The organism is Dyella sp., from assembly GCF_035486915.1.
Lineage (GTDB): Bacteria > Pseudomonadota > Gammaproteobacteria > Xanthomonadales > Rhodanobacteraceae > Dyella_B.
The window spans coordinates 1-23045 of the sequence record NZ_DATHMR010000050.1 but is presented as its reverse complement, the minus strand read 5'-3'; the positions used below and the strand labels follow the sequence as shown (position 1 = coordinate 23045).

Sequence of the window (23045 nt, the reverse complement as noted above, 5' to 3'; positions counted from 1 at the left end):
TGACCGGTGAGGTGATAAACCGTCTGGTCCGGGCTTTCAACGGAATCGGCGTTGACGTAGGTCTTGGCCGTATCGCGCAGCGACGAGTCCTTGGTCAGGAAAGGATCGTAGAACTCCAGGAACCCGTTGGGCCGGCAAAGCGCGAAGTTGTCCGGACGCGGGGCGCAGATAAACGTACCCAACGGGCAGACGACCTGCGAGCCGTCCAGCGTGGACTTGGGATGCTTGGTCTGGGACGAGGCATGAACGCAGGGACTGCTCATCAAAGCAGTAGCGGCCGCAATTGCCAGCAGACGGCGTGGAGGCAGAGAACGCAAGGACGGCGTAGGCTTCACGGGTTGGCAATCAATCGGCTACGAAGGGACGTTAAGCTATCAGAAAGCCCCTTGGGACCGCACGTCATCTGTAAGAGGAATAGGCATGGCCCAGCACAAACCCGTTAAGACTGACGAGCAGTGGCGCGAAAGCCTGAGCCCCGAACAGTACGCGGTGTGTCGCTGTTCGGCCACGGAACCCCCTTTCAGCGGCAAGTGGTATCGCCATAAGGAAGCCGGAACGTATGTCTGTGTCGCTTGCCACGCTCCGTTATTCGCGTCCGAAGCAAAATACGATTCGGGTTCGGGCTGGCCGAGTTTTTTCCAGCCGATGACACGCGTCGCGGTCAGTCTGCGGCAGGACGAGAGTCGTGGCATGCGCCGCACGGAGGTGCTGTGTGCGACCTGCGAATCGCATTTGGGGCACGTGTTTCCCGATGGCCCGAAACCAACCGGCTTGCGGTATTGCATCAATTCGCTGGCGCTGGATTTCGAACGGCTAAAGTGACGCGTCAGTCTTCCAGCAACGCCGCGACGTGAGCGCTGGCGCTGGCTGCCAGCGCCGTCAGGTCGTAACCGCCTTCCAGCGTGGAGACCACGCGTCCGTCGGCGTGTGTCCTTGCGACGTCCACCAAGCGTTCGGTAATCCACGCATAGTCTTCGGTCTGCAAACGAATGTCGGCCAGCGGATCGTTGCGATGGGCGTCGAAACCTGCAGAGATCAACAGCAACTGCGGTTTGAACGCATGTAATCGCGGCAGCAGGACGCCATCCCACAATTCGCGAAATTCGTAAGAACCATCGCCCGCCGACAGCGGTGCATTGATAATGTTGCCCACACCTTTTTCCTCCGCGCGGCCCGTTCCCGGATAAAGCGGAGACTGATGGCTGGACAGAAACAGGACGCGCGGTTCGCGCTCGAAGATGTCCTGCGTGCCGTTGCCGTGATGAACATCGAAATCCGCGATGGCGACGCGCTTCAGTCCGTGTGCTGCCAGGGCATGCGCTGCAGCCACCGCAACATTGTTGAAGAGGCAGAAGCCCATCGCGGTATCGGATGTGGCGTGATGACCGGGCGGCCGCACTGCGCAGAATGCGCGATTTGCCGAGCCCTTCATCACCGCGTCCACCGCAGCAACCAGCGCGCCAGCGGCGCGCAGCCCCGCTTGCGCCGACGCGGGCGACATCAGCGTGTCCTCGTCTAGTCGGACCGTTTCGTCAGCAGGTGTGATGGACAGAATCCGGTCGACGTGATCGGCAGTATGGACACGCAACAATTGCTCTCGTGTCGCGCGCGGGGCTTCCACGCGATCGATAACGGCAAAGCGATCCTGGTCGAGCGCTTTCAGCACCGCGCGTAAGCGTGCCGGCGATTCAGCGTGTCCCGGACCCGGATCGTGCTGCAGGCAAACAGCGTGGGTATACAGCTGCAGCATCGGTCAACTCAGGCGGTAGGTTTGCGGCGACGCTCGTGTTGCCACAGCACTTCGCCATGGCCGCTGCTGCGCGCCAAGACGCGGCACAGCACAAAAAGCAGATCGGACAATCGATTCAAATAACGTTGCGCCTGCGGCCTGATCGATTCCACGCGACCCAGCGCAATCACTTCGCGCTCGGCGCGGCGGCACACCGTGCGCGCGACGTGGCAGCAAGATGCCGCCATGCCGCCGCCCGGCAAAATGAAATCCTTCAGCGGCGGCAGGGGGTCGTTGAATTGATCGAGCACGCCTTCCAGGCGCGCGATGTCGGCGTCGTCGATCATCGCCATGCCGGGAATGCATAGCTCACCGCCCAGATCGAACAACTCGTGCTGGACCTGGGTCAGCGTTTCACGCACGGCCTCGTCAACGCCGTCGCAGGCCAGCACCATGCCGATGGTGCTGTTGAGTTCATCGACGGTGCCATAAGCCTCGACCCGTGCCGAGTCTTTCGCAACGCGCGAACCGTCGCCCAAACCCGTGCTGCCGTCATCGCCGGTACGGGTGTAGATCTTGGAAAGCCGGTTGCCCACGATCAGTGCTGCGCCTGCCCGCTATGCGACGTGATGCGCGCAAGCTGCACCGCCAAAACATGCAGCACTGCACCCAGACCGACATACAACGCGGTGGTCTGCAGGAACGGCAGATACCAGTCGCCCAGATTCTCGAACCAGGACGCAAACGTCTTCGGTTGCGGCACGTTCGCACTCAGCCAGTAGAAGCTGCCGTTCGAAATCAGGTAGCAAAGATTTTCGCTGACCAGCAACGCGACCACGGCCAGTACCAGCGTCGACAGGCGTAGACCGTTCTGATGCTTGGCCAGCCAGCTGCCACCCAGCCACAGTGCGCCGTAAGCGGGAATCAGGAACCAGTAACCGGCAGAGACGCAGTAGTGGCTCCAGAAACTGATACCCATGTGCGTAATGACCAGGTAATCGACCAGCACCGCTTCGGCCATCAGTACAGGGAATGCCCAGCGGCCGGTGCCGCGCAACCAAAAGCCGGCCAGGAAGAACACACCCCACGATGCGTCCCAAATATCGTGATGAAGCAGGGAGAGGTGTATGCGGGTGACCGCCATCACCAGGGCGAGCGCAGCGAAAATGCCTAGGCGCTGGGTCTGAGTCATAGCCATGAAGAACTCCGTCAAGATAGGCGGCCAATGGAAGACGCCCAGTTTAGCCCAATGCCCGCGTTTGATACGAACAACACGGCGTCAGCGCGTATGATTCCGCCCATGAATCCGATATCTCCCTTCGCTGCCAACGGCAACGTATTGATCGTCGGCGGCGGTTTAGTCGGCGCCAGCCTCGCCATCGCACTGGACGCCGCCGGTTGCCGTGTCACGCTGGTGGAAGCCGCCGCACCACGCGCGGACGCGCAACCCAGCTACGACGAACGCAACCTCGCCCTGGCACGCGCCACCGTCAACGGGCTGACCGCGATCGGCGTCTGGCCGCTGGTTGCAGCACAGGCGACCCCGATTCGGCATATCCACGTCAGCCGCGCCGGTGAATTCGGAAGCGCCCGCCTGGATGCCGCACGTCATGGAGTCGATGCGCTCGGCTGGACGTTACCGGCACGCGAACTGGGCACAGGACTGTTGCGTCGTCTGGATACCTACAAGCAACTGGTGCGCAGGGCTCCGGCGAGCCTCGTCGGCCTTGAGAAGCACGAGGATGGCTGGCGGCCGCAGATCAAGACGCCTGACGGTATCGAGCACATCGATGCCGCGTTGCTGGTGGGCGCCGATGGCACTGAATCCTTCGTGCGCGCACAGCTAGGCATCGATGTCGACATCCACGACTACGCACAGACGCTTTTCGTATGCACCGTGACACCGGAACGCGATCCGGCCAACCGCGCGTGGGAGCGTTTCTCCGACGAGGGCCCTATCGCCATGCTTCCGCTGGCGGAACGTCGTTGTGGCCTTGTGCTTACCGTGCCATTGGAGTCGGCCGACGAGGTTGCCGCGCTCGGCGATGCGGATTTCATCGCGTTGGCCCAGCAGCGCTTCGGCTGGCGACTGGGACGTTTGACACGACCCGGGAAGCGCCATCCTTATGCCATTCGGCGCGTAGCGGCGCGCAGCCTTACAGCGTCGCGTGCGGTGCTTGTCGGTAACGCCGCGCAAACGGTGCATCCGATCGGCGCCCAAGGCTTCAACCTTGGACTGCGCGATGCCTTGACACTGGCGGAGTTGATTGCAGATGCGAAAGATCCCGGAGCCTCCGACCTGCTGACGCGCTATGCCGAACGCCGCGCTCCCGATCGCGAAGGCACCATGGCGATGAGTCACGATCTCGTGCGCTTCGCCTGCATGCCGCAGCCCTGGATGGCGCCGTTCCGTTCGCTTGCGCTGTTGGCCTATGACCGCGTGCCGCCGCTGCAACAGGCGCTAGCCCGGCGCGGTATGGGTTTTCGCGGCGAACCGCCGCGCGCCGTATTGGAGCGCCTTCCATGACGACAACGTTGAAAACCGGCCATCGTCGAACACCGGCGCTGGACATTGCGGTCGTCGGTGGCGGCATGGTGGGCGCAGCGGCGGCGCTGGCGCTAAGTCGCGCAGGTTTCAGTACAGCCCTGCTCGAAGCGCGCGCTCCCACGCCGTGGAGCGCCGACGATGACGTGGACTTGCGCGTCGTGGGTCTGGCGCCGTCCTCCATCGCATTGCTTGACGACCTTGGCGTTTGGCCATCCATACGCGACGCACGCGCATGCTCCTATTCACACATGCATGTCTGGGATGCCGAAAACGGCGCGGCGATCCACTTCGATGCTACCGATGAAGGTCGCGATTCACTCGGTTACATCGTTGAAAACAATCTTGTGCAATGGACGTTGTGGCAATCGCTGGAAGCGGCCGGCGTGCGGCGGCTTTGCCCGGCAACGGTGAAGAATTTCGAGACGCGTGCGGATCGCATCGTGCTGGAGCTTGCCGATGGCGAAAGCCTGTCGGTGCGTTTGCTGGTTGCAGCGGACGGCGCAGGTTCGCCGTTGCGCGAACGTGCTGGCATCGACACGCATGGTCGTGACTACGCACAACGCGCAGTTGTTGCGCATGTCACCACCGAACGTGTGCACGAGCGCACCGCGTGGCAACGCTTTTTGCCCACCGGACCGCTGGCGCTGTTGCCGCTGGCCGACGGACGCAGCTCCGTCGTGTGGTCGTTGCCGGAAGCCGAGGCCCGACGCGTGCAAGCGTTGGATGACGAGGCGTTCCGCAACGAGCTGGGCATCGCTTCGGACTTCCGTTTAGGCCCAATCACGGCCACTACGCCACGCGCCGCCTTTCCTCTGAAACTGCAATTGGCTGGCGCTTATCACGCCGAACGCTTCGTGCTGCTCGGCGACGCCGCACATACCGTGCATCCGCTGGCGGGGCAGGGCGTCAATCTTGGCTTGCGCGATGTCGTTGAGCTGCGCGACACCCTGTCGGCGGCTCGCGGCGAGGGCCGCGACTTTGCCGCTACGCACGTCCTTCGTCGTTATGCGCGCCGTCGTCGCAGCGAGGACACAATCGACGCCTACGGTTTCGATGCACTTTCACGCATCTACGCCTGGCAATCGCTGCCATTCGTGACGGCGCGGGGCATAGGCGTACGGTTGCTGGATCGACTTACACCTCTAAAACGGCGTATCGCTGCGCACGCCGCCGGCTTTTGATACTTCCAAAGGGAAATCACCTCATGCGTTTCATTCGATTGTGCTGTCTCGCATTACTGGCTGCTCTGAGTTTCACCGCACAGGCAAAAATGGTGCACCGCCCCGTGGAATGGACGCTCGACGGCACACACTTCAAAAGCGTGCTGGTCTATGACGATGCGAGCAGCGCCAAACGTCCCGGCTTGGTCATGGTGCCGAACTGGTATGGCATCACCGACACGGCGGTCAAGAAGGCGGACATGATCGCTGGCAAGAATTACGTCATCCTGCTCACCGATATGTATGGGGAAAACGTGCGTCCTGCCCCGGGTAATGCGGATCAGGCGAAGGCGGCCACCAAACCGCTTTATGCCGATCGCACGCTGATGCGCAAGCGCATCAACGAAGCGCTCACGCAACTGAAAGCGCAGGCCGGCACCGCGCCCATTGACCTCACCAAACTGGCAGCCATCGGATTTTGCTTCGGCGGTACCACCGTGCTGGATCTCGCACGCAGCGGTGCAGATGTCGCGGCGGTGGTGTCCTTCCACGGCGGCTTGACGACCGATAATCCCGCGCTGGCGAAGAACATCAAGGCACGCGTGTTGGCGATGAACGGCGCGGATGACAAAGGCACCATGCCCGACGCCGACAAGTTCATGGATGAAATGCGTGGCGGGTCGGCTGACTGGGAGTTTCTGGTCATCGGCAACGCGGTGCATTGCTTCACCGAGACCGAGGAAAATTCGCCGGGCTGCAAGTACGATCCACGCGCCGCGGCGCGTAGCTATCGATTGATGCACGACTGGCTCAACGCTGCCTTCAGCGGCGCGCCGTAATTCCTGCTGGATGATGCTCTCCCCCGAACGGGGGAGGGTGCCGCCAAGTCAGAACGTGCGCTGCACCGAATAATCGGCGAGTGTCGCCAGCGCATCGCGATACGATGATGCCGGCAACGACGCAAGCGCTTCACGTGCAGCACGCGCATGGCGCATGGCGCATTCACGCGTGCGCTCGATGGCGCCGGAGTCGTGAATCGCTTTCAATATGTGGTCGAGTGAATCCAGGCCGCCGTGCTCGATCGCATGACGCATTTCGCGTGCCTGCTCGCTGCCCACGCGTTGCATCGCATAGATCAACGGTAACGTGGGCTTGCCTTCGGCCAGATCGTCGCCGATGTTCTTGCCCAGCGTGCGCGAATCGCTGACGTAATCGAGCAGATCGTCGGCAATCTGGAACGCATAGCCCAGCTGCATGCCGTAATGGCGCAGTGCCATCACCTGCGATTCCGACAGGCCGCCCAGCAAACCGCCCAATTGCGTGGCCGCGGCAAACAGCACGGCGGTCTTGCGCTCGATCACGGCCAGATACGCCGCTTCGTCCACATCGGCATTGCCGATATTGAGCAGCTGCAGCACTTCGCCTTCGGCAATCGTATTGGTGGTGTCGGCGAGGATGCGCATGATGCGCATGTCGTCCAGTTCCACCATCAGCTGGAACGAGCGCGAGTAGAGGAAATCGCCGACTAGGACACTGGCGGCATTTCCCCACAATGCGTTGGCCGTCTTGCGGCCGCGGCGCAGATCCGATTCGTCCACCACGTCGTCGTGCAACAGCGTGGACGTGTGAATGAACTCGATGACTGTTGCCAGCTTGATGTGCTTGTCGCCGTTGTATCCCGCCGCGCCGGCGGCCAGTGCGTGCAGCATCGGGCGCAGCCGCTTGCCGCCGCTAGCGATGATGTGATCGGCAATCTGGTTGATCAGCACCACGTCGGAGGCCAGCCGTTGCCGGATCAGGGCATCGATCCGTTGCATGTCGCCTTCGGCCAGCGCACGCACGCTCGCAAAGTCGCCTACGGGTTCGATGGTCTGGAGAACGGAGGAGTTCATGAGGCGGGTGCTGGACATAGGTTCCAGATTATAGAGGCGCCGGCCGTATCCCGTGTGACCGCCCCCGGATTTTTACCCCATTGAGGGTGGTTAGGGACGGCAGAATGACGGGGCGGTTCCCGGTAGCGGCCTCGAAACCCTATGTTACGATGCCAATTCATACCGTTACACCGTACCGCTCGAGGTTATTTCATGGCACGTGGCATCAATAAAGTCATCCTGGTTGGAAACCTCGGCGCGGACCCGGAAGTCCGCTACACCGGCGGCGGCACTGCCATCGCCAGCCTGCGTATCGCTACCTCCGAGCAATGGACCGACAAGCAAAGCGGCCAGAAGCAGGAGCGCACCGAATGGCATCGTGTGAAACTTTTCGGCCGCCTGGCGGAGATCGCCGGCGAGTACCTCAAGAAGGGCCGTCAGGTTTACATCGAAGGCTCCCTGCGCACCGATAAATACACCGACAAGGACGGCATCGAGCGCTACTCCACCGACATCATCGCTAGTGACCTGCAAATGCTGGGCGGCGGCGGTGCCGAGGGCGGCGGTGGCACCGGTGCCGGCAGCAGTGGTGGTTATCGCGAACGCCCCCAAGGCGGCGGCGCTCGTCAGGGTGGTGGCGATTTCAGCAACGCACCGCAGCGCCAGTCAGCGCCGCCAGTGGAAAGCAACAACAATTTCGACGATGACGATATTCCGTTCTAAGCGCGACGCCATCGCTACGACTAAGGGTGGAGATCTCCGATCTCCGCCCTTTTTCATGTCTGACGCATTTAAGGCCGTTGAGTAAGGTCGTTGAGCGGCTATGCGACCTTTGTTGCTGAGGCATGAGCTGCGGCATTGGTAACGCGCGCCTTGAAATCCTCGACGGTCATGACATGGGCGGTCGAAAATCCAAGGATTGTCAGTGTCGCTCTATGAACATCGGAGGCCGACATGGCGCCCTGACCGATATCGGGATAGTCGAATGTCCCGGTCGCATCGGAAAGGAACACAACGCCGTAGTTGCGGAACATCGCATCGCGCGCAGTCGCGTGGCAGCAGTTCTCGGTGGTGGTTCCCGACACGACCACGGTCGTGATGCCCCATTCGCGCAGGATTATGTCGAGATCGGTGCCAAAGAACGCGCTATAGCGATGTTTCTTGATAACGTGTTCGCCAGCCGCCGGTGCAAGATCCTTGTAGATTTCAACGCCTGATGTTCCGTCAACCAGACATGTTCGGTCTGCGATCGCAGCGTAAAGATCGTCGTATAGGCCCATGTCGCAGCCATCGCGACGGTGCACGTGCGCTGTATAGATAACGCGGATGCCTTTTCCGCGACAAAATTCCAGCGTCGCGGCAAGTTTCGGCACCATCGCGGCAGCTTGCGGAGAGCGCAGCTTCGCGTCTTCGGCAATGAAATCGTTCTGCATGTCGACAACGATCATAACGGTCTTGCTTGGATAGACCTTGTTCACCTGATATGGCATGCGGAGTCCCTTCCTCTTAACGCAACGGCAATGTGTTTCCGGTGTCTATAAACAATGGAACATAGAGACGTGTAGTACACAATCGGAAAACGAATCGAAAATCTGTACTACAACATCGGAAAAGGAGCGCGGAAAACCGGAAAGCAAGAGGCCACATCGCCACCGCGGTCAGAGCGAAACGCTACCGTTACTCCGTGAGTCGGGCACCCGCAGCCATTGTGTGCGTTGGATGCAAAGCAAGGCGGTGTTGATGGTTGTGGAGGTCAATCCAGCCACGGTGGATTTTCGGCGTAGAGTTCCTCGATCAGACGTTTCACCAGCGCGATGTGCTCGGACTGATCATGGATGCGGTGGCTAAGGATGATCGGCGAGGTGGCGTAAGGATCGTCGAGCGGGCGGTAGCGCACATCGGAACGCATGAAGCGTGCGGAGGAAGGTACGCAACAGATTCCGGCATCTGAAGCTACCAATCCCAGCGCTGTTTGCAGTTCGCGTACTTCGTGAATTTCCGGAGGATGCACGCCATGATCGTTGAGCAAGGAAAGTACCTGGTCGGCGAAACTCGGGCGCGGATCCTTCGGATAAATAATCAAGCACTGATCGGCCAGCGCTGAAATGGGGAGCGGAGTGTCATCGAGAGCCAGCGGATTGTCCGGCGGTATGGCCGCCACTAACCGCTCTTCACGAAGCACGAGCCGCTCGACGTTTGGATCATTCGTTCGCAGTCGCCCGAAGCCGATATCGATACGCCCGTCCTTCAATGCTTCGGTTTGTTGAATGGAAAACATTTCCAGCAGTTGCACATCCAGGTCCGGACGATGTTGGCGGATGCGTCGTACCAATTTGGGTAGTCCGCCATACAGGGCGGACGCGACGAAACCGATGGACAGCACGTTGCGCTCGCCTTTGCCGACGCGCAGAGTCATTTTCTTCATCTGATCGACGCGGCCAAGAATTTGCAGTGCCTGCTCATAAAACATGCGTCCCGCTTCGGTCAGGCGCAGCGGACGGCTTGTGCGCAGAAGCAGGGGAACGCCGAGTTCCTCTTCCAGCTGCTGAATTTGCCGACTCAATGGAGGCTGGGCAATGTGCAGCAATTCGGCAGCGCGCGTCACGTTGCGCTCGCGCGCCACGGTGACGAAATAACGCAGTTGGCGTAGATCCATAAGGGGTGACCTATCATGCAAATTTTACTATGTTGCGCCGCAATAATCGTTAAATCGCGTGTATTTAAGGCCAAGTATACTTTTTAAGTATTCTTTCAGACAGCAATAGTGTTGGACTTGCGCGTTGGCCGGCTCGAACAATCGAGCCATGAAACACGCTTTTTTTCCCTTCGATTGTTCTGCGCCACGCATCGAGCGCATAGAAACTTTTCTGCTCGATATCCCGACGATTCGCCCGCACCGCTTGTCGGTAGCGACGATGCGCGGGCAAACCTTGATGATCGTGCGCGTCTACAGTTCCGACGGCATCGTCGGAATCGGTGAAGGCACCACGATTGCCGGGCTGTCTTACGGCGCCGAGAGCCCCGAGGGCATGAAGCTCGCGATCGATCGTTATATCGCGCCCGAATTGATGGGCGCGGATAGCCGTTGTGTGCAGGGCTTGATGGGGCGAATCGACAAACTGGTCAAAGGCAATCATTTTGCCAAGTGCGCTGTCGAAACCGCGTTGCTCGACGCGCTCGGCAAACGTACCGGGCTGCCTTTGTCCGAACTGCTCGGGGGCCGTCGTCGCGACACATTGCCGGTAGCGTGGACGCTCGCCTCGGGCGATACCTCGCGCGATATCGCCGAAGCCGAGCGCATGCTCGATCTGCGGCGGCACAACGTCTTCAAGCTCAAGATCGGCGGACGCCCGTTGCGTACGGATATCGCACATGTCGCCGCCATCAAGCGCGCTGTAGGCGATCGAGCCAGCGTACGCGTGGACGTCAATATGGCCTGGAGCGAAACCGAGGCTGTCCGTGGGTTGCCTGCACTGGCTGACGTGGGTTGCGATCTGGCGGAGCAGCCTGTCGCGTCGCCGCAGGCGCTCGCGCGTCTCGTGCGGCGTTTTCCGATTGCGTTGATGGCTGACGAATCGCTGCAAGGTCCGCACTCGGCGTTTGAGTTGGCACGTCATGCAGCGGCCGATGTGTTTGCGATCAAGACGGAGCAATCGGGAGGCCTGTTTGCTGCCGGACGCGTCGCGGCCATTGCGGATGCGGCGGGTATCGAGTTGTACGGCGGCACCATGCTGGAAGGCGCGATCGGCACCATCGCATCGGCGCATCTTTTCACCACGTTTCCGACGTTGCAGTGGGGCACCGAGCTATTCGGTCCGTTGTTGTTGACGGAAGAAATCCTCACCGAGCCGTTGCGCTACGAAGGGTTCGAATTGCATGTGCCCAAGGGGCCAGGTTTAGGCATTGCGCTAGATGAAGAGCGTATCAGTGCCTTTCGTCGCGACCGCGAACGTCTATCCATCGGCGTGACCGCCGCGCCGCAAGGAGATTGACCCGATGCTCTTTCACGTGCGCATGGATGTGAAGTTGCCGCCGGATATGCCGGCCGATGTCGCCGAGCCGTTGAAGGCCAAAGAAAAGGCGCGCTTTCAGGAGCTTCAGCGAAGCGGCACCTGGCGGCATATCTGGAGGATCGCGGGTCAGTACGCGAACGTCAGCATCTTCGACGTCGACAGTCCCACCCAGCTACACGAATACCTGATGTCCCTTCCGCTGTTTCCCTACATGCAAATCGAGGTAATGCCTCTATGCCGGCATCCATCCTCGCTGCATAACGACGATCGTTGAACAACGCGTCGTTTTATCCGAACCGGGAGCGCAGTGACGCCTCCCACTTAGCACCTGCACAAGAGGCCGCTCGCATGGACACACACATCGCCAAATCTGCTCGCATAACGGAGTTTCTCAAGGTCGCCAGCGGCCTGACGTCCAACCAGGGCTCACCACGCGCCAAGGCGATCATTCACCGTCTGCTATCGGACTTGTTCACGGCCATCGATGATCTGGATATCACGCCGGACGAATTCTGGGCGGGTGTGTCCTACATCAACGATCTGGGTGGTGCGGGCGAGGCGGGTTTGCTTGCCGCCGGCACGGGCCTGGAGCACTTCCTCGATCTGCGCATGGATGCGGCCGACGCGGCGGCGGGCGTGGAAATCGGTACGTCCCGCACGATCGAGGGTCCTCTCTACGTCGCTGGCGCGCCTTTGTCCGAAGGCCGCGCACGGCTGGACGATGGCAGCGATAAGGGCAAGACGTTGATCATGCACGGCGTGGTCCGTGACATCGGCGGCAAGCCTGTACCGGGTGCGATCGTCGACGTGTGGCATGCGAACACCAAAGGCATGTATTCGTTCTTCGACAAGAGCCAAAGTCAGTACAACATGCGACGCCGCATTCAAACCGACGCGAGTGGTCGTTATGAATTCCAAAGCATTTTGCCGTCGGGTTATGGCTGTCCTCCCGATGGCCCGACGCAGGCGCTTCTCGATGCGATTGGCCGCCATGGCCAGCGTCCTGCGCACATTCATTTCTTCGTTAGCGCACCGGGTCATCGCCAGCTCACTACGCAGATCAATATCGCCGGCGACAAATACCTGCACGACGATTTTGCCTTCGCTACCCGCGACGACCTGATCGCCGATGCTGTCGAACACAACGATCCCCAAGCCTTTCAAGCGAGAGGCATGACCGAGCCCTTCATCGAAATCCAGTTCGATTTCGTGATCACGGCGCTCGCAAAGCATGTGGCGGACGAAATCGTTCAGCGCCGCCGCGCCGAAGCTGCCTGAGCCGGTTGCACAACGACCATCACTGATAGCCGGGCTCTCTGCATAGCCCGGCCTAGACGGAGACTTTTCCATGTCGACCGAGACCCAGCACCCCGATACTTTGCAAAAGCTCATTACCTCTGCTTTGGTCGAAGATCCACAGACCGGCACCTACCGCTGCCGCCGCGATGTCTTCACGCATCCGGAGCTCTTCGAGCTGGAGATGAAGCAGATCTTCGAAGCGAACTGGATCTTCCTAGCGCACGAAAGCCAGATCCCCGAGCCGAACGACTACTTCACGACCTCTATCGGCCGCCAGCCGGTAGTCATCACGCGCGACAAGAACGGCGAACTGCATGCGCTGATCAACGCGTGTGCGCATCGTGGCGCGATGCTGTGTCGGCGCCGCCACGGCAACAAGGGCAGTTTCACGTGTCAGTTCCACGGCTGGACGTTCGGCAACGACGGCAAACTGCTCAAGGTGAAAGATGGCAAGACCGGCCACTATCCGGACAGCTTCAACGTCAATGGTTCCCACAACCTGCGCCGCGTCGCGCGCTTCGAAAACTATCGCGGCTTTCTGTTCGGCAGCCTGAATCCCGATGTGCTGCCGCTGGCCGATCATCTCGGCTCCGCGCGCGTGATCCTCGATCAGATTGTCGACGTGTCGCCGCAAGGTCTGGAGGTGTTGCGCGGCAGCTCCTCGTATGTCTACGACGGCAACTGGAAGCTGCAGATCGAAAACGGTGCGGACGGCTATCACGTCAGTTCCGTGCACTGGAACTATGTGGCCACCGTACAGCGTCCGAAAGAGCATGCCAGAGACTCGCATGCCATCGTGGATGTCAAAACCTGGTCCAAGAACGAGGGCGGCGTCTACGCGTTCGAGCATGGCCACATGCTGCTGTGGACGCGACTTCTCAATCCGGAAGCGCGGCCCGTGTACGCGCATCGCGACGAACTCGCCGCCAGGCTAGGGCAGGATCGCATGGACCCGATCGTCAATCAGACCCGCAATCTGTGCCTGTATCCCAACCTCTACCTGATGGATCAGCTGTCCTCGCAGATCAGAGTGGTGCGGCCGGTCTCGGTGGACCGTACCGAGGTGACCGTCTATTGCTTCGGGCCCAAGGGCGAGAGCGCGCAGGAGCGCACATTGCGCATCAGGCAGTACGAAGATTTCTTCAACGTCAGCGGCATGGGCACGCCCGACGATCTGGAGGAATTTCGCGCCTGTCAGATCGGCTACATGGGCATCAGTGCCGAGTGGAACGACCTGAGTCGCGGTGCGACGGAATGGATCGCCGGACCCGACGAAAACGCCCGGGCCATGGGTCTGTCACCGTTGCTGAGCGGCACGCGCACCGAGGACGAAGGGCTGTTCGTGCGTCAGCACGCCTACTGGGCTCAGTGCATGCAGCGCGCTTTCGCTTCGGATGACGATGCAAGCGACAAGGTGGCCGCATGAAACACAACTACGACGCCATCGCCGCCTTTCTGTATCGCGAAGCGCGATTGCTCGACGATCGCCAGTGGGACGAGTGGCTGGCTTGTTATGCGCCGCAGGTGGAGTTCTGGATGCCCGCATGGGACGACGACGATACGTTGACCCAGGACCCCAGCAGCGAGCTTTCGCTGATCTATTACACCAACCGCGATGGGCTGGAGGATCGTGTCTTCCGCATCAAGACCGAACGCTCCGGCGCCAGCATGCCGGAGCCGCGTACCAGTCACAACCTCAGCAATCTGGAGATTTTGAGCGACGAGGGCGACCGCGTATGGGTGCGTTTCAACTGGCATACCCTGAGCCACCGCTACAAAGCCACCGACAGCTACTTCGGCACCTCTTTCTACACGCTGGATCTCGGCGGCGAGGTTCCGGTGATCGTCTCCAAGAAAGTGGTGCTGAAGAACGATTACATCCATCACGTCATCGACGTCTACCACATCTGACGTGTCGGCTTACTGCAACGAGTGTTCCCTATGAGCTATTCGATCGCGCTGAATTTTGAAGACGGAGTAACCCGCTTCATCACCTGCCGCAAAGGCGAGAAAGTGCTCGATGCGGCTTTCCTGCAGAGCATCAACTTGCCCATGGATTGCTCCGACGGCGTTTGCGGAACCTGCAAATGCCGTTGCGAGCAGGGCAAGTACGATCTGGGCGATGATTACCTCGAGGATGCGCTCAGCGCGGACGAAGCCGCGCGCGGCATGGTGCTGACGTGCCAGATGGTGCCGTCATCCGATTGTGTGATTGCGGTGCCGTTGCCTTCGACGGCTTGCAAAACGGGTCCGGCGCGCTACGACACCACGATCGCCAGGATCGAACATCATCAAGATGCGGCATTGGAGATCGAGTGCGACGTCGTTGGTGCAGCCCCGGTCTTCATGCCGGGGCAATACGTCCATATCGGTATCCCCGGATCGGAGCAGACGCGCTCGTACTCGTTTAGTTCGCGCCCTGGCGCAACGCGCCTTTCGTTCCTGATCAAGCGCGTGCCGGGCGGCGCGATGAGTGCGTACCTCGATCGCGCACACGTCGGCGAGCGACTGGAGATGGTTGGACCATCGGGAAGCTTCTATCTGCGGGAACCGACGCGTCCTTTGTTGTTCCTGGCGGGTGGAACGGGGTTGGCGCCTTTCCTGTCGATGCTCGAAGTGCTGGCGGCCAACGGCTGCGCACAACCCATCCATATGTTGTACGGCGTCACGCGCGATCAGGATCTGGTGCTGGTGGAACGCCTACAGGCCTTTACGGAGCGTTTGCCTACTTTCACGTTTGCCACCTGCATCTCAACGTCCGAGTCGGATCACCCTCGCAAGGGCCATGTCACCGATCATCTCGATTCGCGCGATCTGCATGGCGGCAATGTGGACGTCTATTTGTGCGGCCCGCCTCCCATGGTAGAGGCAGTGCGCCGCCATTTCGACATCGTGGGCGTGAAGCCGGCGCGCTTCCTGTATGAGAAATTCACGCCGAATGCTTCGCCGGCGCCCGCCTTGGTCGAAGAAGGAGCATGAACATCTCAGGCCGCTTCAACGGCAAGGTCATGGCCGTCACAGGCGCGGCGCAAGGTATCGGTTGGCGTGTCGCAGAACGTGCCGCCGCCGAGGGCGCGCGCCTGATCCTTATCGACCGTTCGAGCGACATCCATGAGCAGGCCGTGGCGCTCGTGACGCAGGGTCACTCAGCGATAGCCGTGCAGGCAGATCTGGAATCCTATGCCGAAACCGAAGGGGCGCTCGCCGAAGGTCACGCTGCTTACGCGCGCATCGACATACTGATCAACAACGTCGGCGGCACCATCTGGGCCAAACCCTTCGCGCATTACGCCGAAGCAGAAATCGAAGCCGAGGTGCGGCGCTCGTTGTTTCCAACCTTATGGTGTTGCCGTGCGGTGCTGCCGTACATGCTCGACGCAGGCGGCGGGACGATCGTCAATGTGTCGTCGGTGGCTACGCGAGGCATACATCGTGTGCCCTATGCAGCGGCGAAAGGTGGGGTCAACGCACTCACGCAGAGCCTGGCGATGGAATACGCCGAATCTGGCATTCGTGTTGTGGCGACGGCACCCGGCGGCACCGATGCGCCGCCGCGCCGGATTCCACGCAACACTGTCGCGCCGACCACGCAGGAGCGGAGCTGGTATCAACGCGTCGTGGATCAAACGGTGAGCAGCAGCCTGATGAAGCGTTACGGCACCCTCGACGAGCAGGCCGCGGCGATTCTGTTTCTCGCCTCCGACGAAGCTTCTTACATCACCGGCACGGTATTGCCCGTTGCCGGCGGAGACTTCGGCTAGCGCCGACATCCCGTTGCACAGATTCCACGCTACACGGAAGAGGACATCGCACGATGCCGAACAAAATCTACCCCAGCCCTGCCGCCGCGCTCGAAGGCCTGTTGCACGATGGCATGCGCATCATGTCGGGAGGCTTCGGTCTTTCCGGCAATCCAGAGAGCCTGATTCCCGTGATCCGCGACGCCGGCGTGAAATCCCTTACCGTGATTTCCAACAATTGCGGTGCCGATGGATTCGGATTGTGGACGCTGCTCAACAACGGACAGATCCGCAAGATGATCGCGTCCTATGTGGGAGAGAACAAACTGTTCGAACAGTTGTTCCTATCCGGTGAATTGGAGTTGGAGCTCAATCCGCAAGGTACGCTCGCCGAACGCATTCGCGCGGGTGGCGCTGGCATTCCCGCTTTTTACACGCGCACGGGTGTCGGCACGGTTGTCGCTGAAGGGAAGCCCGTGGAGGAATTCGAAGGCCAACGTTATGTGCGCGAGACCTGGTTAACGGCCGATCTTGCCATCATCAAAGCGTGGCGGGCAGATCCCGCGGGAAATCTCGTGTATCGCAAGACCGCCCGCAATTTCAACCAGGATATGGCTACCGCCGCGCGCATCACGGTGGCCGAAGTGGAAGAAATCGTTCCGGCTGGCAGCTTCGATCCCGATCAGGTGCATACCCCGGGCATCTACATCGATCGCGTCGTGCAAACCACGGTCAACGAGAAGCGAATCGAAAAATTGACCGTACGTGAGCGGGAGGCAGCCTGATGGCCTGGGATCGTGATGCAATGGCTGCGCGTGCAGCCAAAGAACTCAAGGACGGCTATTACGTCAACCTGGGTATCGGCATTCCAACGTTGGTGGCGAATCACATTCCGCCCGATATCGAAGTCACCCTGCAAAGCGAAAACGGCTTGCTCGGCATGGGACCGTTTCCTTACGCCGAAGACGTCGATCCGGATTTGATCAATGCCGGCAAGCAGACTGTCACGGCGTTGCCGACGGCCAGTTTCTTTCCGTCGTCTGCCAGCTTCGCCATGATCCGCGGCGGTCACATCGACCTCACCGTACTGGGCGCGATGGAGGTTTCTGCGAACGGCGACATCGCCAATTGGACCATTCCCGGCAAGATGCTCAAAGGCATGGGCGGGGCCATGGATCTGGTAGCCGGCGTCAAGCGCGTGGTGGTGGTGATGGAACACACCAATCGCCAGGGCGAGCCGAAGATTCTCGAACGGTGCACGTTGCCGCTTACCGGTGCCGGCGTGGTCGATCTCATCATCACCGATCTATGCGTATTTCAATGCGATAAGCGTCACGGCGGTCTGCGCTTGATCGAGCTTGCGCCGGGCGTCACGCTGACGGAAGTCGAAGCCAAGAGCGGCACCACGTTCGACAAAGGAGCGTTCGCATGAAATCTGCTTTTATTTGCGATGCGGTGCGCACACCCATTGGTCGTTTCGGCGGTGCGTTGGCTGCGGTGCGTGCCGACGATCTCGCCAGTGTGCCGATCCGGGCATTGCTCGCGCGCCATCCCGAATTGGACCCCACCGTTATAGACGACGTGTTTCTGGGGTGTGCCAACCAGGCCGGCGAGGACAATCGCAATGTGGCACGCATGGCGGCGCTGTTATCCGGACTGCCGGTCACTGTGCCCGGCACCACTATCAATAGACTGTGTGCAAGCGGTGCGGATGCGGTTGGAAGCGCCGCGCGAGCAATCGTTGCCGGCGAGATCGAATTGGCGATCGCCGGTGGCGTGGAGAGCATGAGTCGCGCACCTTATGTCATGGGCAAGGCCACGACGGCGTTTGCGCGTACGCAGGCGATCGAAGACACCACCATCGGCTGGCGTTTCATCAATCCGGCCCTGCACGCGCGATACGGCACGGATTCGATGCCGGAAACAGCCGAGAATGTTGCCGAAACGTATGGCGTCAGCCGTGACGCGCAAGACGCGTTCGCGCTGCAAAGCCAGCAACGTGCGGCGCGCGCGCAGACTGCCGGTTACTTCGCCGAAGAAATCGCCCCGGTAACCGTTGCCGGCAAGAAGGGAACAACGAGCGTCAGCGTCGACGAACATCCGCGCGCGGATACCACCGCCGAGGCGCTCGCGGCCCTCCGGCCCGTGGTTCGTACCCATGGCAGCGTCACGGCAGGCAACGCATCCGGCGTCAACGACGGTGCCGCAGCCATGTTCCTGGCCTCCGAGGCCGCGGCAAGCTGCTACGGTTTGGTGCCGCGTGCACGCGTGCTCGGCATGGCAACCGCCGGTGTCGAGCCTCGCGTGATGGGCATCGGCCCCGTGCCGGCCAGCCGCAAATTGATGGCGCGCCTGGGTTTGACCATCGTTGATTTCGACGTCATCGAAATCAACGAGGCATTCGCTTCTCAGGTGATCGCGTCGCTGCGCGAACTGGGTGTGGAAGCAATCGGCAACGCGCGCGTCAATCCGCATGGTGGTGCTATCGCCCTGGGACATCCGCTAGGCATGTCCGGTGCGCGCCTGGTTATGACGGCGCTGCACGCATTGGAGAAAAACGGCGGCCGACGCGCGCTGGTCACCATGTGCATCGGCGTCGGACAGGGCTTGGCCATAGCGCTGGAGCGCCTATGAGCGAGGCTCTCTTTTTCCGCACCGGCGATGGTTGCCGTATCGCTTACCGTTTCGACGGTCGTGCGGACAAGCCGGTGCTCCTGCTGTCCAATTCGTTGGGCACGACCATGGGCATGTGGGATGCGCAAGTCGCCGCGCTGTCCGATCACTTTCGCATCCTGCGTTACGACAGTCGTGGGCATGGCATGTCGGATGCGCCGCCAGGTGCTTATTCGATGGACCGACTAGGCCGCGATGTCATCGAATTGATGGACGCGCTTGCGCTCTCGCGCGTACATTTCTGTGGCTTGTCAAAGGGCGGCATGGTGGGTCAATGGCTCGGTGTCTACGCACCCGAGCGCATAGCGCAGCTTATTCTGTGCAACACGTCCAGTTACATGGGGCCACCTTTATCCTGGGATACACGTATCGAGACGGTACGTACAGAGGGCATGACTGCGGTTGCGCAAGCGGTCGTCACGCGCTGGTTTACTGCAGCCTTTCAAGCGGCGGTACCGACTGAGGTTGAACGCATAAAAGCCATGTTGCTGCAGACAAACCAACAAGGCTACGCAGGCTGCTGCGTAGCTATACGCGATATGGATATGCGCAAGCTTGCTCCGTTGATTGCATTGCCTGTTCTTATCATTGCAGGCGATGACGATCCAGCAACACCGCTCGAGCACAGTAAGCAATTGGCTTCGGCCATCGTTGGTGCGCAACTGAAAATTTTACAGGCGGCGCACCTTTCCAACGTGGAGCAGCCCGAGGCCTTCACGCAGGCCTTGTTGGCGTTCGCTGCTTAATCGAGTAGAAGCAGGATGGCGCCGCTTCTTACTGCCCCGTGGATGAGTCGGGGCAAATGGCTATCGATGAAGCGATTTCATGGGTGCCATCGCTGCGCAGACAGTGCAGGGTGCTGGCATGCAGACGAAGAATGCGGCGCAGCTCCATAATCGCCTGCGGCGTGTCTTGCACGTTGTGCCACGCGGGTACGGCAAGCTCGGAATCGGCGCCATCGAGATGTGCGCTGGCGTAGGGCACCACGCCATCGTCCGAGTCGTTCAACGGACCTTTCAATTTATAGACGCCCACGATCGTGTGGTAAGGCACGTTGGATGATATCGGCAATGTGCTGGAAGCTTTGATAAAGGGATCCTCATTGCTGAGGTTGTCGATGCTGTTGGGCAGGCGCGTGGGTGTGTCGCCGCTCGTGGTTTTGCCTTGCATCGCATCGGTCAGGTTTTTGCTTTGTTCCAGCAAGGTAACCGGCAAACGAATCAGATTGCCGATCCAGCGCGCGAGTTTCCATTGCGCAACGGGAGTGCCTCGGTGCGGTGCGGCGAGAAAGACCGCGCGCGTCACTTGCGGCATCGGTTCGAATTGCAGATACGGTGCGAGCAGCTGTCGCACTTTCTGCTTTTCTTCCGGAGTCAGATCTTTGCGTTGCGGCACCACGCTCCAAAGTTTGTCGTCGCTGGATGAAACCAATAGTCGCGCAATCACGCCGCCCATGCTGTGGCCGATCAGCACGATGTGCCGAGATGCGACAGCGTGCCCGGTTGGATCGAAATGATGAATCGTTTCTTCGAGCGCCTTGCTGATCTCCAGACGATTCGCCGCTACCGGCTGATTGGTCGGGTAATACACTTCCCACACCTGATACGTGCGACGTAGCTGTTCGTCGCCCATCACTTCGTTGACGACGTTGATCCATGCTTCCGGGCTGCTGGCGAGGCCATGCAACATGATCACGGTCAACCGATTGGGATCGTACGGCTGCATCAACAGCACTTCGGGCTTGGTGATGCCGCCGCGTCCAAACAGTGAGCGTATCGATTGCGTCGCGAAGCCCGAACGCGCGAGCCATACGCCATAGGGCGCCGTGAAGTTGGCCGCAAGCGGAATGATTTGATTGTCCAGCGTGATGGAGCTGTCGAGGTAGGGATTCTTCGCGAACAGGCGCACATCGTGCGTGCTGAGCACACTGCTCAACGTATCGCCTGGAAATTCCAGGACGGCAGTCAGCGGTACATAGTTCGGTTCGCGCCATGGCTGATCCGTTTCGGGAGGCGGTGAACCGATGGCGACAAATTCCGAGCCGAAACCGTCGCGCCGGTAGACATTGCGCAAACCGCTGAATCGCAGCCCTTCGGCGGGGATCAATTCCTTCGGGATGTAGTCGCCGGAGCCGAGGTAAACATCCGTGCTTGGCTTGAGCAGATTCCACCCGGCAATGGCCCGGCTATTCCAGTCGGTACCGAGTTCAGGCAGTAACTTGAAGAAGCTGCCGACAGCTTGCTGCGTGGCGTAGTTGTAGAAATCCAGCACCTGCGATTGCCGCGTTTCGAAGGCGCGCTCGCCAGGATTGCGCGGGGTGTAGAAAAGGTAGGCATAGGCGTAGCGCGCCGATTGCAGGTAAGCATCGAGTGCAGGATCGCTGACCTGCGGACCATTGTTCGCACTGTCCCGCTGGATCGCATTCGAAAGCCACAGCTCGGCCAACGCGGAAAGACGGCGTTCGTCGTCCAGGCCATCGGAAAGCAGAAGAGTGTTGGTGCAACGGGTGAAATTCGCGGCGCAATCGTCGCGGTTGAGCGCTACGACGTTGAGCGTTTGCAAGGTGCCATCGCTCAATTTGCGCGTGCTGAGCACATCGCTGCGCCGTTGAGCGGCGTATTCCTTGGGCGTGACGTGATGCACCCCGACCATGTCGCAGCCAGCCATCAAAGCCAAGGCTGCGATGGCAACGACACGAGCGATCCAGATGAGGTTGCGGCCTTTCATCAATTCTTCTCTAGCAAGAAAGCAGGATGAGCGGTCGTTGCCGGTCTATTATCCACACATCGGCGAGGGGGAGATGGCATGGTGATCGTGCGATGGATTCTTTACGTGCTGATTGTGCTGGTCGCCGTGATCTCTGGTGGATGGGCCGCATTGGCCCTTTGGTATCAGGCGCCGGGTGGTCAGGTGGTCAGAGTCGTGGCTGCTGTGACCTGGGTAATCTTTGTCTTGACTGTCCTGGCTTTGATATGGGCCCGGCGCGGTGGTGTTCCCATCGCGGCCTATGTATTGGCCTATGTGATCCTGCTGGCGTGGTGGAGCACCATCGCGCCATCCAATCACCGCGAATGGGCCGACGATGTCTCGCGCATGCTGGCGGGTCAGGTCGATGGCGATCGCGTCACACTCTACAACGTACGCAATTTCAACTGGCGTACCGATGACGACTACGATGCGCGGTGGGAAACGCGGAGCTACGACCTCAATCAGCTTTCGACGGCCGATGTCATTCTCTCTTCATGGGGAGTACCCGGCATTTCGCATGCGCTGATCTCATTCGGTTTCAACGACGGTTCGCATGTGGTTTTCTCGGTGGAAATCCGGCGCAAAAAGGGACAGTCGTTCTCATCGATCGGCGGGTTCTTCAAGCAATTCGAAAGCACGATCGTCGCTGCCGATGAACACGACATCATTCGCCTGCGCACCAATGTGCGCAACGAGACCGATCATCTGTATCGATTGCGCATGGACAAGGCAACGATGCGCAGCCTGTTTCTGGCCTATGTACAAGAGGCGAATGAACTGGGAGCCAAGCCGGCGTTCTACAACACTGTCACGTCCAACTGCGTGACTATTGTGTACGGCATGGCCAAGCGGATCGATCCGGGTCTTCCCTACGATTATCGCTTGCTATTGACGTCGTACCTGCCCAGTTACCTGTACCAGGTAGGCGCATTGGATACGCGCTATCCGCTGGCGGTGCTTACGCAGCAGGGCGATGTCACCGCACGCGCACGTGCCACTGCACCGAGCGATGATTTCTCGAAAGCGATTCGTACACCGCCCGAACCCTGACGCAACGATGCCGCGACTCCCTCCCCTGCAAGCAGGGGAGGGGGTTGATGCGCAGAGGGCGCCTTACTTCACGGTAAAGGTGTTGTTGCTGCGATCGACATCCGGAATCACATGATCCGGATCGATGGTGGCCGACTTCACCGCCTTGCTGCCATCCACGCGAATCACATAGCTACGGTGCATCATCCAGGTTTCCACCGGAACGCGAACGTCC

24 protein-coding genes and 1 pseudogene are annotated in these 23045 nt (G+C 60.2%); 17 read left to right on the top strand and 8 right to left on the bottom strand.

Features of this window, described 5'->3' with window-relative positions; all coding sequences use genetic code 11:
- Nucleotides 1-263 (bottom strand): annotated as a pseudogene (locus tag VK725_RS04675) (LPS-assembly protein LptD); the annotation flags it as partial.
- Between the two features lie 157 nt (nt 264-420).
- Here VK725_RS04675 and msrB point away from each other — a divergent pair.
- Nucleotides 421-822, top strand: coding sequence for a peptide-methionine (R)-S-oxide reductase MsrB (msrB, locus tag VK725_RS04670; protein ID WP_325316894.1), 402 nt, complete (start codon nt 421-423; stop codon nt 820-822).
- 4 nt (nt 823-826) lie between these two features.
- Here msrB and VK725_RS04665 read toward each other — a convergent pair whose 3' ends face one another.
- From VK725_RS04665 to VK725_RS04655, 3 genes are read right to left on the bottom strand one after another with little or no spacing between them, the layout of a single operon-like run.
- Nucleotides 827-1750 carry a histone deacetylase family protein gene (locus tag VK725_RS04665; protein WP_325316893.1) on the bottom strand — a complete coding sequence of 308 codons (924 nt, stop codon included), beginning with the start codon at nt 1748-1750 and terminating at the stop codon, nt 827-829.
- An 8-nt stretch (nt 1751-1758) separates the two neighbouring features.
- Nucleotides 1759-2325: a cob(I)yrinic acid a,c-diamide adenosyltransferase gene (locus VK725_RS04660; RefSeq protein ID WP_325316892.1), complete on the bottom strand. Its 567-nt coding sequence runs from the start codon at nt 2323-2325 to the stop codon at nt 1759-1761.
- Between the two features lie 2 nt (nt 2326-2327).
- Nucleotides 2328-2927: a hypothetical protein gene (locus tag VK725_RS04655; protein ID WP_325316891.1), complete on the bottom strand. Its 600-nt coding sequence runs from the start codon at nt 2925-2927 to the stop codon at nt 2328-2330.
- A 102-nt stretch (nt 2928-3029) separates the two neighbouring features.
- On the opposite strand from VK725_RS04655, the gene ubiH reads away from it, so the two are divergent.
- The 3 genes from ubiH to VK725_RS04640 are packed head-to-tail and all read left to right on the top strand — an operon-like array spanning nt 3030 to nt 6276.
- Nucleotides 3030-4256 (top strand): 2-octaprenyl-6-methoxyphenyl hydroxylase, encoded by a 1227-nt coding sequence (gene ubiH, locus VK725_RS04650; protein WP_325316890.1) that lies wholly within the window; start codon nt 3030-3032, stop codon nt 4254-4256.
- Nucleotides 4253-5458 (top strand): UbiH/UbiF/VisC/COQ6 family ubiquinone biosynthesis hydroxylase, encoded by a 1206-nt coding sequence (locus tag VK725_RS04645; RefSeq protein WP_325316889.1) that lies wholly within the window; start codon nt 4253-4255, stop codon nt 5456-5458. Before ubiH ends, VK725_RS04645 begins: the two co-directional genes overlap by 4 nt.
- Nucleotides 5459-5481: 23 nt before the next feature.
- Nucleotides 5482-6276 (top strand): dienelactone hydrolase family protein, encoded by a 795-nt coding sequence (locus VK725_RS04640; RefSeq protein ID WP_325316888.1) that lies wholly within the window; start codon nt 5482-5484, stop codon nt 6274-6276.
- Nucleotides 6277-6324: 48 nt separating this feature from the next.
- Here VK725_RS04640 and VK725_RS04635 read toward each other — a convergent pair whose 3' ends face one another.
- Complete coding sequence (locus tag VK725_RS04635) at nt 6325-7329, bottom strand: polyprenyl synthetase family protein (protein WP_325316887.1); 1005 nt, start codon at nt 7327-7329, stop codon at nt 6325-6327.
- 192 nt (nt 7330-7521) lie between these two features.
- Between VK725_RS04635 and ssb the strand changes: the two genes are divergently transcribed.
- Nucleotides 7522-8031 carry a single-stranded DNA-binding protein gene (ssb, locus tag VK725_RS04630; protein WP_325316886.1) on the top strand — a complete coding sequence of 170 codons (510 nt, stop codon included), beginning with the start codon at nt 7522-7524 and terminating at the stop codon, nt 8029-8031.
- A gap of 98 nt (nt 8032-8129) precedes the next feature.
- On the opposite strand, the gene VK725_RS04625 is transcribed toward ssb, so the two are convergent.
- Nucleotides 8130-8798, bottom strand: coding sequence for an isochorismatase family cysteine hydrolase (locus tag VK725_RS04625; RefSeq protein WP_325316885.1), 669 nt, complete (start codon nt 8796-8798; stop codon nt 8130-8132).
- Nucleotides 8799-9061: 263 nt separating this feature from the next.
- Nucleotides 9062-9964 (bottom strand): LysR family transcriptional regulator, encoded by a 903-nt coding sequence (locus tag VK725_RS04620; protein WP_325316884.1) that lies wholly within the window; start codon nt 9962-9964, stop codon nt 9062-9064.
- A gap of 148 nt (nt 9965-10112) precedes the next feature.
- Here VK725_RS04620 and VK725_RS04615 point away from each other — a divergent pair, with 148 nt between their 5' ends.
- The 11 genes from VK725_RS04615 (at nt 10113) to pcaD (ending at nt 19779) form a co-directional block, all read left to right on the top strand.
- Nucleotides 10113-11300 carry a muconate/chloromuconate family cycloisomerase gene (locus tag VK725_RS04615; RefSeq protein ID WP_325316883.1) on the top strand — a complete coding sequence of 396 codons (1188 nt, stop codon included), beginning with the start codon at nt 10113-10115 and terminating at the stop codon, nt 11298-11300.
- A 4-nt stretch (nt 11301-11304) separates the two neighbouring features.
- On the top strand, nt 11305-11595 hold the full coding sequence (gene catC, locus VK725_RS04610; RefSeq protein WP_325316882.1) for a muconolactone Delta-isomerase: 291 nt from the start codon (nt 11305-11307) through the stop codon (nt 11593-11595).
- Between the two features lie 74 nt (nt 11596-11669).
- The gene (catA, locus tag VK725_RS04605) at nt 11670-12599 is read left to right on the top strand and encodes a catechol 1,2-dioxygenase (RefSeq protein ID WP_325316881.1); all 930 of its coding nucleotides are present in this window, start codon (nt 11670-11672) and stop codon (nt 12597-12599) included.
- 70 nt (nt 12600-12669) lie between these two features.
- Nucleotides 12670-14046: a Rieske 2Fe-2S domain-containing protein gene (locus VK725_RS04600; RefSeq protein WP_325316880.1), complete on the top strand. Its 1377-nt coding sequence runs from the start codon at nt 12670-12672 to the stop codon at nt 14044-14046.
- The gene (benB, locus tag VK725_RS04595) at nt 14043-14531 is read left to right on the top strand and encodes a benzoate 1,2-dioxygenase small subunit (RefSeq protein ID WP_325316879.1); all 489 of its coding nucleotides are present in this window, start codon (nt 14043-14045) and stop codon (nt 14529-14531) included. Before VK725_RS04600 ends, benB begins: the two co-directional genes overlap by 4 nt.
- A gap of 30 nt (nt 14532-14561) precedes the next feature.
- A complete protein-coding gene (gene benC, locus VK725_RS04590; protein WP_325316878.1) occupies nt 14562-15599 on the top strand; it encodes a benzoate 1,2-dioxygenase electron transfer component BenC in 1038 nt (345 codons plus the stop codon).
- A complete protein-coding gene (locus VK725_RS04585; RefSeq protein ID WP_325316877.1) occupies nt 15596-16381 on the top strand; it encodes a 1,6-dihydroxycyclohexa-2,4-diene-1-carboxylate dehydrogenase in 786 nt (261 codons plus the stop codon). Before benC ends, VK725_RS04585 begins: the two co-directional genes overlap by 4 nt.
- Nucleotides 16382-16434: 53 nt before the next feature.
- Nucleotides 16435-17145: a CoA transferase subunit A gene (locus VK725_RS04580; protein ID WP_325316876.1), complete on the top strand. Its 711-nt coding sequence runs from the start codon at nt 16435-16437 to the stop codon at nt 17143-17145.
- A complete protein-coding gene (locus VK725_RS04575) occupies nt 17145-17792 on the top strand; it encodes a 3-oxoacid CoA-transferase subunit B (RefSeq protein WP_325316875.1) in 648 nt (215 codons plus the stop codon). The genes VK725_RS04580 and VK725_RS04575 overlap by 1 nt, the downstream gene beginning before the upstream one ends.
- Entirely contained in the window at nt 17789-18994 is a 1206-nt protein-coding gene (gene pcaF, locus VK725_RS04570; RefSeq protein ID WP_325316874.1) for a 3-oxoadipyl-CoA thiolase, read from the top strand. Before VK725_RS04575 ends, pcaF begins: the two co-directional genes overlap by 4 nt.
- Nucleotides 18991-19779 carry a 3-oxoadipate enol-lactonase gene (pcaD, locus tag VK725_RS04565; RefSeq protein WP_325316873.1) on the top strand — a complete coding sequence of 263 codons (789 nt, stop codon included), beginning with the start codon at nt 18991-18993 and terminating at the stop codon, nt 19777-19779. Before pcaF ends, pcaD begins: the two co-directional genes overlap by 4 nt.
- A gap of 28 nt (nt 19780-19807) precedes the next feature.
- Here the strand turns inward: pcaD and VK725_RS04560 are convergent, their stop codons facing one another.
- Nucleotides 19808-21760 carry an alpha/beta hydrolase gene (locus tag VK725_RS04560; protein WP_325316872.1) on the bottom strand — a complete coding sequence of 651 codons (1953 nt, stop codon included), beginning with the start codon at nt 21758-21760 and terminating at the stop codon, nt 19808-19810.
- Nucleotides 21761-21838: 78 nt separating this feature from the next.
- On the opposite strand from VK725_RS04560, the gene VK725_RS04555 reads away from it, so the two are divergent.
- On the top strand, nt 21839-22831 hold the full coding sequence (locus tag VK725_RS04555; protein WP_325316871.1) for a DUF4105 domain-containing protein: 993 nt from the start codon (nt 21839-21841) through the stop codon (nt 22829-22831).
- The last annotated feature ends 214 nt before the right edge of the window (nt 22832-23045 follow it).